12 protein-coding genes are annotated in these 14,911 nt (G+C 61.2%); 6 read left to right on the top strand and 6 right to left on the bottom strand.

Annotation, left to right across the window (positions count from 1 at the left end; all coding sequences use genetic code 11):
* Positions 1-588, top strand: coding sequence for a CoA-binding protein (locus ACWTV1_RS09455; RefSeq protein ID WP_498505121.1), 588 nt, complete (start codon positions 1-3; stop codon positions 586-588).
* An 11-nt stretch (positions 589-599) separates the two neighbouring features.
* On the opposite strand, the gene ACWTV1_RS09450 is transcribed toward ACWTV1_RS09455, so the two are convergent.
* Positions 600-1,355 (bottom strand): phosphotransferase, encoded by a 756-nt coding sequence (locus ACWTV1_RS09450; RefSeq protein ID WP_498505120.1) that lies wholly within the window; start codon positions 1,353-1,355, stop codon positions 600-602.
* Between the two features lie 44 nt (positions 1,356-1,399).
* Here ACWTV1_RS09450 and ACWTV1_RS09445 point away from each other — a divergent pair, with 44 nt between their 5' ends.
* The 3 genes from ACWTV1_RS09445 to ACWTV1_RS09435 all read left to right on the top strand — a co-directional run bounded on the left by ACWTV1_RS09445 (position 1,400) and on the right by ACWTV1_RS09435 (position 2,325).
* Entirely contained in the window at positions 1,400-1,744 is a 345-nt protein-coding gene (locus ACWTV1_RS09445) for an HNH endonuclease (RefSeq protein WP_498505119.1), read from the top strand.
* Positions 1,745-1,822: 78 nt separating this feature from the next.
* Positions 1,823-2,068, top strand: a complete 246-nt coding sequence (locus tag ACWTV1_RS09440; protein WP_197134372.1) for a type II toxin-antitoxin system Phd/YefM family antitoxin — start codon at positions 1,823-1,825, stop codon at positions 2,066-2,068.
* The gene (locus ACWTV1_RS09435; RefSeq protein WP_498505118.1) at positions 2,068-2,325 is read left to right on the top strand and encodes a type II toxin-antitoxin system RelE family toxin; all 258 of its coding nucleotides are present in this window, start codon (positions 2,068-2,070) and stop codon (positions 2,323-2,325) included. Before ACWTV1_RS09440 ends, ACWTV1_RS09435 begins: the two co-directional genes overlap by 1 nt.
* Here the strand turns inward: ACWTV1_RS09435 and ACWTV1_RS09430 are convergent.
* On the bottom strand, positions 2,322-4,298 hold the full coding sequence (locus ACWTV1_RS09430; protein ID WP_498505117.1) for a thioredoxin domain-containing protein: 1,977 nt from the start codon (positions 4,296-4,298) through the stop codon (positions 2,322-2,324). The genes ACWTV1_RS09435 and ACWTV1_RS09430 overlap by 4 nt on opposite strands.
* Positions 4,299-4,309: 11 nt before the next feature.
* Here ACWTV1_RS09430 and ACWTV1_RS09425 point away from each other — a divergent pair, with 11 nt between their 5' ends.
* On the top strand, positions 4,310-5,080 hold the full coding sequence (locus ACWTV1_RS09425; protein ID WP_498505116.1) for an MBL fold metallo-hydrolase: 771 nt from the start codon (positions 4,310-4,312) through the stop codon (positions 5,078-5,080).
* A gap of 97 nt (positions 5,081-5,177) precedes the next feature.
* On the opposite strand, the gene ACWTV1_RS09420 is transcribed toward ACWTV1_RS09425, so the two are convergent.
* The gene (locus ACWTV1_RS09420; RefSeq protein ID WP_498505115.1) at positions 5,178-5,603 is read right to left on the bottom strand and encodes a hypothetical protein; all 426 of its coding nucleotides are present in this window, start codon (positions 5,601-5,603) and stop codon (positions 5,178-5,180) included.
* Positions 5,591-7,285, bottom strand: a complete 1,695-nt coding sequence (locus ACWTV1_RS09415) for an RHS repeat-associated core domain-containing protein (RefSeq protein WP_498505114.1) — start codon at positions 7,283-7,285, stop codon at positions 5,591-5,593. The genes ACWTV1_RS09420 and ACWTV1_RS09415 overlap by 13 nt, the downstream gene beginning before the upstream one ends.
* Between ACWTV1_RS09415 and ACWTV1_RS09410 the strand changes: the two genes are divergently transcribed.
* On the top strand, positions 7,286-7,429 hold the full coding sequence (locus ACWTV1_RS09410) for a hypothetical protein (protein WP_498505113.1): 144 nt from the start codon (positions 7,286-7,288) through the stop codon (positions 7,427-7,429). It abuts the gene before it with no gap.
* Between the two features lie 73 nt (positions 7,430-7,502).
* Here the strand turns inward: ACWTV1_RS09410 and ACWTV1_RS09405 are convergent, their stop codons facing one another.
* Both ACWTV1_RS09405 and ACWTV1_RS09400 read right to left on the bottom strand, forming a co-directional pair.
* The gene (locus tag ACWTV1_RS09405) at positions 7,503-7,742 is read right to left on the bottom strand and encodes a hypothetical protein (protein WP_498505112.1); all 240 of its coding nucleotides are present in this window, start codon (positions 7,740-7,742) and stop codon (positions 7,503-7,505) included.
* 131 nt (positions 7,743-7,873) lie between these two features.
* Entirely contained in the window at positions 7,874-14,662 is a 6,789-nt protein-coding gene (locus ACWTV1_RS09400; RefSeq protein WP_498505111.1) for a PA14 domain-containing protein, read from the bottom strand.
* Between the last annotated feature and the right edge of the window lie 249 nt (positions 14,663-14,911).

The raw sequence follows: 14,911 nt of genomic DNA, 5'->3' as shown, positions 1-14,911 counted from the left end.
ATGTCGACCGAAGACCTGCAGACCACCCAGCTCAGCAACGGGCTCACGTGCGACCTGCCCGCCAGCTCGCCGCTCGCCAAACTGCTCAAGTCGCAGCGAACCTGGGTGGGGCCGGATGCCAAGAAGCGTGCCGCTATTTTGCGCGGTGCGAAGTCGATCGCGATCGTGGGGGCCTCCCCCAATCCCTCGCGTTCGAGCTATTTCGTGGGCACCTACCTGTTGCAGTCGACGGATTACCGCGTGTACTTCGTGAACCCCAACGCCGACACGATCCTCGGCGAGAAGGCGTACCCCGATCTGGCATCGCTGCCCGAAGTGCCCGACATTGTGGATGTCTTTCGCAAAGCCAGCGACATCCCCAGTGTGATCGACGATGTGCTCGCCATCGGCGCACTGCATGGCCAGAATCCGGCTGTGTGGGTGCAGCTCGGCATCTGGAACGAAGAAGCCGCCGTCTACGGCGAATCGCAAGGGCTCACGGTGGTCATGGACTGCTGCCTCAAGGTCGAGCACGCCCGCTTCAATGGCGGACTCAACCTCATGGGCTTCGACACCGGGGTCATCTCCTCGCGTCGCGCGGGGCGCTAGGCGACCGGCTCTTAGTTCGGCTGCTGGCTCGTTCGACGCTCGTCAGCCATGAGCTCGCGCAGAAAGTTCGCGTCGCGGTCATACTCGACGGCTTCATCACGCAAGTGGGGTTTCGCGAGTTCCACAGCCTTGTCGAGAGACATCTGCGCGAGGTCGTGGAGCCGAATAGCTGCCACTCGCAGGATGTCGCTCCACGTCGCATCCGAACCGTAAGCGGCCAAGAGAAGTTCGACCCGACGGCGCGCATCATCCATACCCGGTGCGTTGTCGGGGGTCATTGATGTCAGCGGAACTGCCCGCGTCGCGAAGTAGGCGAGATCCCAGAGCCGAGGGCCTGGCGAGCACATGTCGAAATCAATCGCTCCCACGATCTCTCCGTCAGCGAAGGCCAGATTGTGGGGTGAAAAATCGTTGTGGCAGATGACTTCTGCTGGGACTTTCGCTGGCGACTGCCACACAGCACCGTCTAGGCCGAACCCGATGCTGGCGTCGTGAAGTTGCCGAAGGTGGCGCGCGCCCTGCTCAAGCACGGCATCCGTCCACACCCAGTCGGGCAGCGGATAGAGCGGCACGTCACCCTCGATAAAGGAGAGGCGTTCCCGATCATTCTCAATACCAAGCGGACGCGGCGCCCAGTCGATCCCCGCCACCGCAAGGTAGTCGAGGTAGCGGTGCACGGTCGGTGTCCACGGGCCAGCATTGCGAAGCACCGTGTCGCCGCTGCGCTCAACCGCATTCATGTTTCCGCCGGGAAGAAATCCATCCATGGTTTCAGCCTAGGTGGTGGCCAGCGGTGCAGTAACTTAGCCCTATGGCTGTGGCTCAAACTCGACGGGCGCGTGCTGCACGACGCCGCAAACGTCGGGTTGACGCCGCCGACAACGACCTCACCGCCGCGCAATGGGAAGAGCTCAAGCGCGAGTGGGGCGGCTGCGCGTATTGCACCGCTGCCGATGCTGCGCTTCAGAAGGATTGCGTGCAGCCCATCTCGCGCGGCGGCAGCTACACCGTCGGCAACGTCGTGCCCGCCTGCGGCTCTTGCAACGCCAGCAAAGGCAACAGCGAAGTGACGTCGTGGATGCGCCGCAAACGTCTCGATGAGCGCGCCTTCCTCACGCAATACGTGCACGTGCGGCAGGCGCTCGGGCTCTTCTAGCTCGCCGGCTTGGCTGCCCTCGCGGGTGGCCAGAACACTGTTATGTACATTTCGTTGCCGCAAACGTACAATTGACTCATGTCGACCACCAGCATCGCGGACGCCCGCAAGAACTTCTCCGAGGTCATCGCCACGTCGGAGCGCGAAGCTGTTTTCATTGAACGTCGCGGACAGCGCGCGGCCGTTGTCGTTAGCCCAGAGCAGTATGAGCGCATGATGGATGCGCTAGAAGATGCTGAAGACGTGGCCGCCTTTGACGAAGCGATGGCCGACGAGGGCCCGAACATTCCCTGGGATCAGGTCAAGGCTGACTTGGGCTGGTAGTGGCTTATCGCATTGAGGTCACGCCCGCCGCGGCGCGCGCCCTCACACGAGTTGACCATCATCATCGCGACAGGATTCGTGGCGCGATCGCGCTGCTCGGCCACGACCCGCGACCTCCCGGCACCAAGGCACTTCAGGGGCGACCCGGTTTTCGCGTGCGCATCGGTGACTACCGCATCATCTACACAATTCAGGACGACGTGCTGCTCGTCGTTGTCGTCACGCTGGGGCATCGGCGCGACGTCTACGAACGCTAGTTCGCGCCCAGCAATGCTCGCAGCGCAGGCGCATCGGTGAGCGGCAAGCGACACACAAACTCTTCACACAGGTACGCCGTCGGTTCGCCGCCGGTCGCGGTGCGGGCAGCAAACAGCTCGAAACCGGATGCCGCAAAAGCGTCGGCCTGAGCCTGCGAGACCGCAACACCAATGCCTCCAGCGCGGTGCAACGTGCGGGCCAGACTCGTGAGCTCGCCGCCCGTTGCGGCGCTTCCGTCGGAGGTGCCGCCAGCCGCATCCGCAGCATCACCGGAGGAAGCCGCGCCCGCCTCATCCCCCGTCACAACGACAAGTTGGCGCAAAGGCGCACCAAGCTCCGACATGAGGGTGAGGGCGGTTCCGAACGAGATCGGTTGCTGGGCTGCGAGTTGGCCGACCAGCTTCATGGACGCCTCGGCGGCATCCCGGTACCGGGCATCGCCGGTGAGAGCGAAAAGGGTGTGGGCGGCGGCGGCCATGGCGCTGAGGCCACTGGGGTGGGCTCCGTCGCTGATGTCGGCTTCGGTCGAAAGGCCTTGCGCGGCGAGTACTGAGTCGCTGCCGCCGGGGAGGCCGAAGGGTGAGCTTCCCGAACCTGCCGCGCCCGCGGCGAGCGCTCCGTCGATGAGGTCGCGGGCGGCGAGCGCGTAGCGAACCTCGCCGGTAGCGATCGAGAGTTCGAGCAGACCTTGAGCGAGCATCCCGCTGTCTTCGAGGGTTGCTGCTGCGTCGGAGAGGATGCCGTCAATCGAGGTGCGCACAAGCCGCTCCCCCGCCGCGCCAACGCTCGCAACCGCACCGGCATCACCACCCGAGCCACCACCACGCACGTGCTCGGCAAGCAGGAAGTCGGCGGCACCGCGGGCCAGCGCGATCCACTCGGGCTCGCTGAAACGAGCGCCGGCGAGAGCAAGGGCTTCGATGGCGAGACCGTTCCAGCCGGTGAGGATCTTGTCGTCGCGGGGCGGGGCTTCGACGCGGGCGCGGCTCGCGGCATCCAGCGAATAGTAGAAGCCTTCGACACGTTTGCCGTCGACGGTGCTTTCCGAGTCGAGACCTGATGCGAATGCTCCCGAGGGCAGCAGCAGTTTGTCGCGCAAGAACTCGGCGACGCCCGTCGCGATCTCAGCCGAGTCGGCGAGCGCATACGCGGCAAGCAGTTGGGCGTTGTCGTAGAGCATGCGTTCGTAGTGCGGGTCGGTCCAGTCGGCCTGGGTGGAGTAACGGAAGAAGCCGCCATCGACCGGGTCACGCAGGGCGGATGCCGCCATCGCCGCGAGCGTGCGGTCAGCGAGGCCGGCTGCCTCGGGCGAGTGTTCCGCGGAGCGGGCGCCGCGATCGAGAAGGAACCGCAGCACCGGCGTGACCGGAAATTTGGGGGCGTCGCCGAATCCGCCATGGTCAAGATCTTCGGCGGCAGCGAGCGCATCGATTACGGGCGCGAAGTCGGCGACGAGCTCACTCTCGACGGCACGACTCTGGGCGAGCGCCTGCGCAATCGCAGCCCCGCTGGTCTCCACTTGCTCACGCCGCGCCGTCCACGCCTCCGTCACCGATTCAAGCACTTGCCGAAATGCCGGATGCTGCCCCACCGCGGTCGGCGGCCAGTAGGTGCCGGCAAAGAAGGCTCGCCCCGCGGGCGTAACGAACACGTTGAGGGGCCAACCTAGGTTGGGCGTGAAAGCGGATGCCGCGGCCAGATAGGTGGAGTCCACTTCGGCGTGCTCTTCGCGGTCGACTTTGATCGCCACGAAGTTTTCGTTGAGGTAGGCGGCCAGCACGGGGTCGCTGAAGGATTCGCGCGCCATTACGTGACACCAGTGACACGTGGAGTAGCCAATGGAGACCAGCACGGGCACATCGCGACGTTCCGCTTCGGCGAAAGCTTCGGCAGACCACTCCCACCAGTCCACCGGATTGGTGGCGTGTGATCTCAGGTACGGGCTCGCAGCAGTTTCCAGACGATTGGGCATAGTCTCAGAGTATGTCGAAGTTGACCGTGACCTACATTGGCGGCCCCACCGCGTTGCTCGAATATGCGGGATTACGCATCGTGACTGATCCCACATTCGATGCCCCGCAGCTTTACCCCGACGAGGGCGGTGTGCCGCTCACGAAGACGGCGGGTCCGGCGCTGAGCCGAGCGGATGTTGGCGCTGTCGATCTGGTGTTGCTGTCGCATCACGAACACCAAGACAACCTCGACTATGAGGGACTCGAACTTCTCGCCACGGGTGTGCTGACGATTAGCACCATGAAGGCGGGCTCTGACCTCTTCGGCGGCGGCGTTGTCGGTCTCGACTCGTGGGAATCCCGCGAAGTCGGTGCCGTAACCGTCACCGCAGTGCCGGCGCTGCATGGCCCTCCCGGTTCTGAGGCCCGGCTCGGCCCGGTCACCGGTTTCGTGCTGCAGGCCGAGGGCGAACCCACCATCTACGTCAGCGGTGACAACGCTTCCCTGCCGCTCGTGCAGCAGATCGCAGACCGTTTCCCCGACATCAGCATCGCCGTGCTCTTCGCGGGTGCTGCCCGCATCTCCGCGGTCAACGGTCCTCTCACTTTGACATCAGCGGATGCCGCAGAAGCCGCCAACATCTTGGGCGCCACCCACGTGGTCGGCCTCCACACCGAAGGGTGGGAACACTTCACCGAAACCCGCGCCGACCTCGAAACTGCGTTCGCGGGCACGCGATTGCTCGTGGAGACGCCGCCGGGGGTTGCGGTGGATATTGCGTGCTTGGCTGCGGGCGCGTAGCGCTTCCCGAAACTGATTTATCTTCACTAATCGTCTCGCTTGACGACGCGATCAGGACCGGCTTCGAGGGTGTACGGGAGCTCGCAACGCGGGTGTGTCAGCGCCTAAACACTCGCCGAAAGGTATCGCCCACCGACAGGCCGAGTTTGAGAGGTCTGTCCTCCAAGTGAATTGTGACGAAAGGAAGCCGGAAGAACCGCGATTTACCTAGTGACCAGCGGCCATCGAGGTACGCGGTTGCGGCCTGCAAGTATTCTTCCAAATATTCCAAAGTGTCTTCATCGGAGGCGAGATCATCAGCCTGAAGGTGATAGTAGGGGCCCGGTATCTCCAATTGAAACCACCCGGCACCCCCCAGCGAGATGATCGCATAATCGTCTGGGGCGGAAGGTGACGTCAATTTCAGGAAAGCATGATGGTGTGGAGGAACGCCGTCTATTCCAACATCAGAATTCATTCCGACCGCAGTGCTCGCCAGCTCGCTTAGGAGGGCCTTCTTGTCAACTACATTCAACGGGGCCACCCCCAGACTCTACCCGAACGGTGAAAAGTAACGATTCGCTTCGCTCGCTCCAGATGGACATGAACAGGAAGCAGACGTTTCTTCAAAGGAGAAAGTTTCTCCCAGTATTTAGGTGAGGCGCCCAATGACACCCTGTTCACCGTTCCAGGCGTCTGGGGGCCCCAACGTAAGACCGGTTCAACGAACTTGCGAATCGCCGCCATACTCGCAGAGACGCCAACTTTTCTCAGACCGACAGCTAGCAGCCCGCCCGGAATCAGTAGGCTCAGAGCGGTGGCCGCCGTTTCTGCGTACACCATCTCATCTTCGGTCACTGGATCAAAGCGCTCGCACCCTCGATACCCGTCCCAGCTACCACAAGTTCTATCCTCATCGGCCCCGTTTACGCCGCAAGCTACGTCCCAAGAACAACGCCCGCTCAAGTCGAGCCTGCTAATCGGGTCAGCCGGATAGTCATAAGCATTCGTCACCCCACCCTCAACAGGGTCCACTTCCAGGAACCTGCCGAGCCCGGCAACATACTGCCTGGCACCCATTTCAATCGTCGCGATCGAACCCTGATGCTCATAGAGCTTCCGATGCTGACCCACGAAGGCGTAATCTGCGTCGCCCGGCGAGGTATCCGTGACCGCGTCATCCGCAACCTCTGTGCCAATATCGCCGGTGACCGGGTCGATGGATTGCCCGAACGGATCAAACGCCGCCCGCACACCAATCCGAATACCAACACGGTCCGTGAGGATTATCGAGTCACCGTGCAAGTTCGGGTACGACCACCTCGCATCCGCACCCACCGGCAGTGACACACTTACCCCGCCCGGCAACGACAGGGTCTCCTCGACCAGAGCACCGGCACCATCCAACACACCAAACATGCCACCAGCGGTAAACGTGTAACGGATAACCTCCGCCTCCGCCGCACCCGGTGCTGTGGAGCTGCGCTGAACAATCCGCCCCGTCGCATCCCGCAGATATTCGATCTCGGTGCCGTCATCCAACACGGTCTTCATATGCCGATCAGCGCCGTCATAGAACAGCTGCTGATCGGCCAACCTCGTTGTGTTGCCATGCGCGTCATAAGTCAGACCCGCAGCACCCAGATTTGTCGAGAGCAGAGTGTTTGCCCCCGCCGGAGCACCCGCCACCGCCGTCGACAACAACCGATCAGAGCCGTCATAACAGTAGTCAGTCGTGATCGGGGTGCCGGCATCCTTCACATCCGAGAACGACGTGCGGTTACCGTTACGACCAGCAAGATCACTCGCACCCCCACCACACGTAGTGTCGCCAAAACCATACGACAGCACATGCCTCGGGATGACCGCCTCAGTCAAACGGCCAGCAGCATCGAAGGTGTAGGTAGAGGTTTCCGTTCGCGGATCAGCGGCCCACGAATCCGACAGAGTGTTCTGAATAATCCGCCCCGACTGCGACCGCACCACCGAATCCGACACCACCGTCAAATCCGTGAAAGACCAACTGAATCCAGTACCCGCACCAGCCTCATTGCGGGTGATGCTGCCCAGGCTGCTGCCGTTCGTGCAGCAATTCGCGGACCGCTTCCCCGACATCAGCATCGCGGTGCTGTTCGCTGGCGCCGCTCGCATCTCCACCGTCAATAGTCCTCTCACCTTGACGTCAGCGGATGCCGCAGAAGCCGCCCAAATCCTGGGCGTGGCCACGTGGTCGGCCTCCACACCGAAGGGTGGGAACACTTCACCGAAACCCGTGCCGACCTCGAAGCTGCGTCCGCGGGGACGGGGTTGCTCGTGGAGACGCCGCCAGGGGTTGCGGTGGAGGTTGGGCAGTTCGCTGCGGAAGCGTAGAGAGCCACGTTGACCCGCTCTAGGCCGGCCTCGAGCCTTAGCGTCGCGAGCCCTAAGCGTGACTTCGGCTCCGCTAAGTAGTGCCGAGGTGCATCTCAGCAAGCATCTGCAGCACAGCGCTGGTTACATCTAGTCGCCATCGGAGATCAATTTGACGCAATTCGGCGGAACTCTCCGTTCCCAATAGTCGCTCCCAGTCCAGGCTGGACGCCAATTCAGCGGGCACCGGCAACCCAACGAATGGCTCCTCGGCGGTCTCATCGATTACGAGCAAGTCGAGTTCATCCGCGATAGTCCAATTGAACTCAGTCAATTCGTCATCCAGCACTTCCCGAGCCTCCGGGCTGCATGTGCTCAGATACGCCCTGAGGCCGCTGAGTTCCTTAACATCGCTCGGTAGCGACACAGTATTCACCAAACCGTTTGCGGTTCGCCACATCTAAATCACCGCCGAAAATAAAAATGACGCGTATGCCACAAGTATCCATTCCGATAGGTATCTACATGATAATGATTCCCCGTGGAGCAGAGCCCACGAAACTTGCATATGTGAGGGCGTTTCGCAGCGTAAGTGGTTGCAGCCGACGAAGCAGCTGCCTGAGACTCATAGTTTCCGCCACTGTTTCCGGCGTTATTTCCACCAGTTCGAGGTTTCGTACTCCCGCCGGGAGGACGACCCGATGGCTTTTTCGAGGCCATCGCAGTCACAGTTACTGTTGCTAGGGACACTGCTGCCGCAATCGCGGTCGCCAATGCCGCTCGCTGGATATCTTTCACTGTACGCGCGACCCACTTAGTGGTCTCCACCACAGCCCATACGGTTACCACGACGAGAGCGACGACTACTGCCGTTGCGAGCAGCGCCTCCGCGAGGCCAATCGCGATCGCAACAGGCGCCAAAAATGCGATCTCACCGCTCAGATCGAGCTTGTTAATCGGGTCTGCCGGATAGTCATACGCATTAGTAACACCACCTTCAACCGGGTCAACCTCTAAGAATCTGCCCAATCCGGCAACGTACTGTCTGGCACCCATCTCGATCGTCGCGATCGACCCCTGATGCTCATACAACTTCCGATGCTGGCCAACGAAGGCGTAGTCAGCATCCCCCGGCGACGTGTCAGTGACCGCGTCATCCGCGACCTCGCTGCCGATGTCGCCCGTGACCGGGTCGATGGGTTGCCCGAACGGATCAAACGCCGCCCGCGCACCAATGCGAACACCAACATGGTTGGTGAGGATGATCGAGTCGCCATGCAGGTTCGGGTACGACCACCGCGCATCCGCCCCCACCGGCAGAGACACGCTCACCCCGCCCGGTAGCGACAGCGTCTCCTCAATCAACACACCGGCACCATCCAACACACCAAACATGCCACCAGCGGTAAACGTGTACCGGATAACCTCCGCATCCTCACCCGGTGCTTGGGAGCTGCGCTGAACGATCCGCCCCGTCGCATCCCGCAGATATTCGATCTCGGTGCCGTCATCCAACACCTTCTTCATATGCCGATCCGCGCCGTCATAGAAGAGTTGCTGATCAGCCAGCCGGGTCGTGTTGCCATGCGCGTCATAGGTGAGGGTTGCCGCGCTCAGGTTTGTTGAGAGCAGGGTGTTTGCGCCTGCCGGAGCCCCCGCCACCGCTGTCGATAACAACCGGTCAGAGGCGTCGTAACAGTAATCAGTGTTGATCGGGGTGCCCGCGTCCTTCACGTCCGAGAACGACGTGCGATTACCGTTGCGGCCGGCAAGATCACTCGCTCCCGCACCACACGTGGTGCCACCAAAACCATACGACAGCACATGCCTCGGGATGACCGCCTCAGTCAAACGACCAACAGCATCGAACGTGTAAGTCGACGTTTCCGTACGCGGATCAGCCACCCACGAATCCGACAAAGTGTTCTGAATAATCCGGCCCGACTGCGACCGCACCACCGAATCCGACACCACCGTTGAATCCGGGAAACTCCAACTGAAACCAGTACCCGCACCAGCCTCATTGCGCGTGATGCTACCCAGGCTGCTGCCGTTGGCATACGCGACCGACTCCAGAAGCTGCGTTGCCGATACGTACGAGGGCGTCGCAATGACAACGCCGTTGTGTTTGACCACAGTGACCTTGCCATCTGCGTCGTATGTGAAGGACTGCTCGCCCGTCACACCACCACCGGTCGTCGTGACCGACTTGACGCGACCCGTCTTGACCTCATAATCAGGCGTCGTCACCGTGCCCCACACATCCGTGTAGGTCACCGTGCGGCCAAGAAGGTCACTAGTCGAGACTATGTCGCCAGCCGAATCTGCTGTCGTCACAACCATTTCATCTCCGACGAACCCGTAGGTTGTCGTGGTCGTGCGGGCCGGAGACGAACCGAATGCAGACAGCACACTCGAGGTTGCCCTGCCGCGATCGTCGAAGTAGTTGCAGCTCCAACTCGTGTCGCCAGAACGCTTCGTTCCGACCGAGCGACCCCACAAATCATAGACAAACTCCGTCACTACCGCGCTGCCCACCGCGGGCGTTGCACCGGTCGAAGTCTTTATGAAGCCGTGCTGCGGTGTGCTCAACGGAACTCCACAGACATCCGCAGTGAAACCAGCCTCGGCCAGCGTTTCAGCGTCACCGTAGTAGACCGAGGAGTTGCCCTCAGACGCGGCCGGCGCGGACGCCCCTGCCGCCTCAACAGCGCCCGGAAGGTGACGGGTCAGACGACGCAGATACCCGCTGCCGCCCGGAGCTTCGTAACTTTCCGCCGTCGTCAATGCCAGACCATCGGGGTCAATCGTTGTGCTCGTCGCCGCACCCAACCACGGGTGCTCATACTGCAGCGACGTCACGATGTCAGGCACCTGTGCATTAGACAGCCCACTCGATACCGGTGCTGAATCGTGCACGGTGGTGCGGTTCGCCAGCCCATAATCGGGTGAGAACGCAGAGCCAGGGACCGTTGCCCAGGTCGCCGACCCGGGCACCTTCCACTGCAGATCCAGCTTGGCATTACCCGTGCGATCCGCGTAGGCCAGTCGGATGCTCTTCGTTTGGCCCGCCGTGACCGCAGGGATATCGCGCTCAGCAGAAGTGTGAGCGTTCTCCCCCGCCCAGTCACCGATCACCAAAATGTCGTCGATCCACAACTGCGTCGCGTCATCGGCGACCGTGCGGAAGTTATAGACGCCAGCATCCGGGAAAGTGATCAAACCAGTCGCTCGAAGTGACCAATTATCGGTGACGCCCACCCCTGCCGGTGCTGCTGCGCCCCAGTCCTTGGCCAGCGCGCCACCGGTGCCCTCCAGCCCAAAGTTGAATGCCTTCGGGGAGCCCGACAAAATCGGGTTCGAGTAAAACGCGACGTGCAAACCCTCAAGCGAGTCGTCGAACGCGGTCTCAGTATGCGCAGGCACAATCGCACACGACGGCAACGGCAGTCGGTCTGTACCGAAGCAACTCTCCGGCGCTGGGCCATAGCTGTCCGTCGCGCGGTCTTCGCTGTCGTAGATCGTTGTCGTCATCAGCTTTGTGGCGTCTGTCGCCGACAGAATCATGTCGTCGTCGTTCCACACCTGTGATGCCGTGAGCCCCATCGCGGATGTTGCCGTCAGCTGGCGCCACGCCGAGTCGAAAGTGACCGTCTTTGATGGCGTCGCCGGGGACTCAGAGAGACCAACTACTCGAACCGCGGTGCTGCCTGCTCCATACTCATAACGCTTCTCGGGGCGATCCGCGGCCGTGGTGCCATCGGGTGCCGGCAAAGTCACCGAAGTCGCCTTACCTTCGGCATCGTAGACAATCTCGACAGTCGACTCCGCTGCCAGAGCATTCGACGTCGCCGCGAGCCAGTCGTTAGCAAGCGAATCGCGGATGGACGACATGCGGCCCTCGGTGTCATACCCGAAACTCGACAGTTCGTTGCCGGGATCAAGAATCGCGGCCAACTGTCCGTTGCTGTTGTAGAACAGACGGGTCGTATCATCCGCGCCCTCGACATGGCCAGGGTAAATGATGCGACACAACATGTTTGCCGGTGGCGCTGCATAATCGAGGCCCGACTCGAACGGACAGGCATTTCCTGACAGGTCGGTCGAGTCAGTTAGGCCCAGCCCTACATCGCCAACAACATCGCCCGAATAGGCGAAACGCACCTCGCGCGAGTACGTCGGCGGAGACGTCGCGGGCAGCACCTCAGAAAGCGGGTCAGAAATCCGGTCAATCTGACCAGTGCCCTCCCGGTAGTGCACGATCGGCGTCGCAGGCTTCTGCGAGTCAGCGGGGCTCGTTACCGACCCCACTTTGCCCTGCGCTGTGAACGAATAGACCGTGCCGTCGTCTTCGGTGAGCGTGACGAGCCCCTTGCCATCAACCGAGAGCACACCGTATTCGCCCTTGGGAGTCGTGTAGCCGCCCGCAGACTTCTTGGCGTAGATATGCACGGAGCCGGAGATGTCGGTGAGGGTCACCGATGACTCAGTGACCGTCGCTGAGGCGTAGACACCAGAGTTGCCGTTCACCGGAGCAGAACCGTTCCACCCGAACGGAAGAACAGGGATCTCGGTGGTGAACCAATCCGGCGGAACCTCCATCGCCGTGGCGGCGCCGGCGAATTTCACCAGAAGCTTGACGTTGGCGGCTCCTGTGGCTTGGTAGTAGTCGAATTGGAAGCGCGCAGGAACGCCCGCGGTCAACGAAATGGGGGTGGCGGGGAGCTCTTTCGCGCCGGTCGTCCAAGCGCTAAGCAGTTCAGTATCCGCGACGCGCAACTTCACGCCGTCGTCGCCTACGACCTCGAACACATACTCGCCAGTGCCACCCGTGGGCGGAGTGATGAAACCTGTCCATCGAACCAAGAAATTTTCTTCTGGCACTGCCGGCGCACGCGACTCATCAGTCCACTCGAACGACACTGCTGGGTCTGTGCGCACCAGCACCGGCTGCTTGTCATCAAAATCAAAATCCGGGGTGGATGTCGGCGATGCTTTCGCGTTGTAGTAGCTACCGATAAGCCCCTTCTTGGAGGCAGGCGACCGCAGCGAGTTATAGGCGAACGACATGCCCATCGGCCCACCGACAGTCGACACCATCGGCGAGGTGAAGCCCAAGCTCACGTTTCCATTCGCAAGGTTGACAGATACGGGACCTGCAGCATCGGTCGGAGCGGGACCAGCCGAACCGATGCGCTGGTCGACCTTGAATGAATTAACCCAGTCGGGATCACGGTCGCGGTCAATGCCGTCAGTCGTTTGCACCACCCAGGTGTAGGTACCACCGTCTTGCAGGGTTCCCGCTGGAACTTCCCACGATGGCGTCGGCAACCACCCCGATGAAATGATGGCGCCCGTCTTGCGATCAGTGCCCGTCGCGATGCGGAACTGGTACTCCACCGTCGCGCCGTCAGGATCGGTAACCGCGTCGCTGCTGAGCGTCGGCGTCAGCGAAACTAACACGGCGTCATCGACCGGTGAAGCTGATGCACGGTCAGGCGTGGGCGGCGGCGCACTAGTGGTGAACGATCGCGTCGCAGACGACCTGATAGTTGACGTACCGAGATGACCGTTGTAGCCGTCTTTGACGTAGGCCTTCCAGTAGTACTTAATTCCGCCATCCAGCTGGTCCTGCGACGGCACCTGATGCTCCGCTGTTGTCGACCACGGCGACGTGTAAACGGCGCTCGCCTCAACGTTGCTCGTCGTACCGATTTTGTATTGATACGCCAAACCTTGGCCACCCGGATCACTACCTGTGACCTTGAGGCGAGGCATGACAGGCGCGCCAACGGCTCCGTCGGCCGGTGACGGTGCAACGAATCCAGTAACGGACGGGTAGTTCTTCCATGCGATTGCTAGTGCTGTATTCAGTTGCTTATACGTGTAGTTGGAACTCTCATCGCCACGAATGTTCAGCGCGCCACTCGTTGCTCCAGCATTCACGGCGTTGGAGTAGAACTGTGCAATCGGGGTTGCGGAGGTGCTCCCCGATCCAGAACTTATTGAGAATGACCCAAGAGTTGGGCCGTAACAGTTGTATCCCCAACATTGGTTGACGGTAATTTTCTGGGTGCGGGTCGTTGTAGTGCCATAGCCGTCATATGCCCCGGCAAACGTCGCGGCCAGAACCTGCTTGCCCGCCAATGTAGGGAACCTGTATGTCGCTCCGGTACGCCAGAACGTGTTCCCATTGCTACGCGAATTTCCAACCTGAACGGCGTCTGTACGAATGTAGCCATCTGATTTATAAGCCCGAAGGGAGGACACTCCTACGCTGAGCGTCGGGTCGATCATCACGGGGTATTCTCGCTCAGGTGCCGTGAGCCACTCGGGGTCAGCGGACAGCTGCAGCCGCCACTTATCGCCGACTTGACTCAGTTCGGTGTCGAGGTTGATGAGCGATGGCTCGCGCACCTCTTCTATGCCCGAGGAGTCCCAAGCGATCGGCGCAGGAATGTGAAATTTGGTGACGCCAGCCTTGTCGAGGAATACGATCTCGCGGAACTCGTTCGTTTCCAAAGTGAGGCCCGGTGCAGACACAATCCACGCCCACGAGGAGTCAGCCTTCGACGGCACTTCGTTCAATACGAGAGTCTCTTTGACGGACCCGGCTTCTACGTCGTACCGAAGATCAACATCGTCGAATACTTCGTGGTATTCAATGCTGCTCGGGTCGGCCAGACGACGGTTCGCGATCGGACGCGACATCCGACTATCCGCGGAGCCTTCGAGCGCAAAAGACACCTTGTATCCATCGCGGGCAACCTCAAGCACCGCCTTGTCGTCAGCCTCGTCTCCAAAAGTTGGCTTGAGCGGATGCTCGTCTGCTCCCCACCGACCAGCTTCCCAATCGGTGATCTCGGTAGAGAGTTCTGTCCAGTTTCCGTCCGGAGTGCGAACATTCAGCGGCACGAGCGACAGCTCGGTCACGTTCGTTCCGTCTTCGAGTCGATATGTCGTCTCGAATTCAGTGCGCGACACGACATCGGCATCGGCGGGATCGAAATCATCGAGGTCCACGTTCGCAGGGCGGGGCGCCGACTTAGCCAGGCCCCTGCGCGTTGCTTCGTTCAAGGGTTGGCTTGACGCTTCATCAAAGCGGCCGGCCGGAAATTCCGAGGCATCAGGCACGACCGGTGGTGAGTCAATTGCCGGAAGCAGCTCAACCGATTCGGCGAGATCAACAGGAGCCGCGGCTGCGCGCTGCACCGGCTGAATCAGCGTGGCGACCAGAACCAACGATGTGGTCATTGCAACCACGAAGAACAGGGACCAACGAACAGAAAGAAGCAAGACAGCACCTTCGGATGGCGGTACCCGCGACCCTCGGGGAGGACGTGGGGGCGAATCCACGCGAATGGCTGCCAATTCAGAAGGTAGCGGTTCTGAGATTTACTCCGCTGTCCACATTGATGAGGACAACCCAGCTCCTTGTGACCCCAGTTCAGGGGTGCTCGACAGGCAATTCCCTCACTTTTGGGGGCGCGCAATGCCGTCCCC

Source organism: Salinibacterium sp. VpJ6, assembly GCF_059767345.1.
The sequence above is the reverse complement of the archived record's forward strand: the minus strand, read 5'-3'. Positions and strand labels throughout refer to the sequence as shown.

What these genes read in the sequence shown, in the direction of transcription:
- ACWTV1_RS09450 (WP_498505120.1), bottom strand. Translation starts at nt 1,355, where the DNA reads ATGGATGGATTTCTTCCCGGCGGAAACATGAATGCGGTTGAGCGCAGC.
- ACWTV1_RS09445 (WP_498505119.1), top strand. Translation starts at nt 1,400, where the DNA reads ATGGCTGTGGCTCAAACTCGACGGGCGCGTGCTGCACGACGCCGCAAA.
- ACWTV1_RS09440 (WP_197134372.1), top strand. Translation starts at nt 1,823, where the DNA reads ATGTCGACCACCAGCATCGCGGACGCCCGCAAGAACTTCTCCGAGGTC.
- ACWTV1_RS09455 (WP_498505121.1), top strand. Translation starts at nt 1, where the DNA reads ATGTCGACCGAAGACCTGCAGACCACCCAGCTCAGCAACGGGCTCACG.
- ACWTV1_RS09430 (WP_498505117.1), bottom strand. Translation starts at nt 4,298, where the DNA reads ATGCCCAATCGTCTGGAAACTGCTGCGAGCCCGTACCTGAGATCACAC.
- ACWTV1_RS09400 (WP_498505111.1), bottom strand. Translation starts at nt 14,662, where the DNA reads ATGACCACATCGTTGGTTCTGGTCGCCACGCTGATTCAGCCGGTGCAG.
- ACWTV1_RS09425 (WP_498505116.1), top strand. Translation starts at nt 4,310, where the DNA reads ATGTCGAAGTTGACCGTGACCTACATTGGCGGCCCCACCGCGTTGCTC.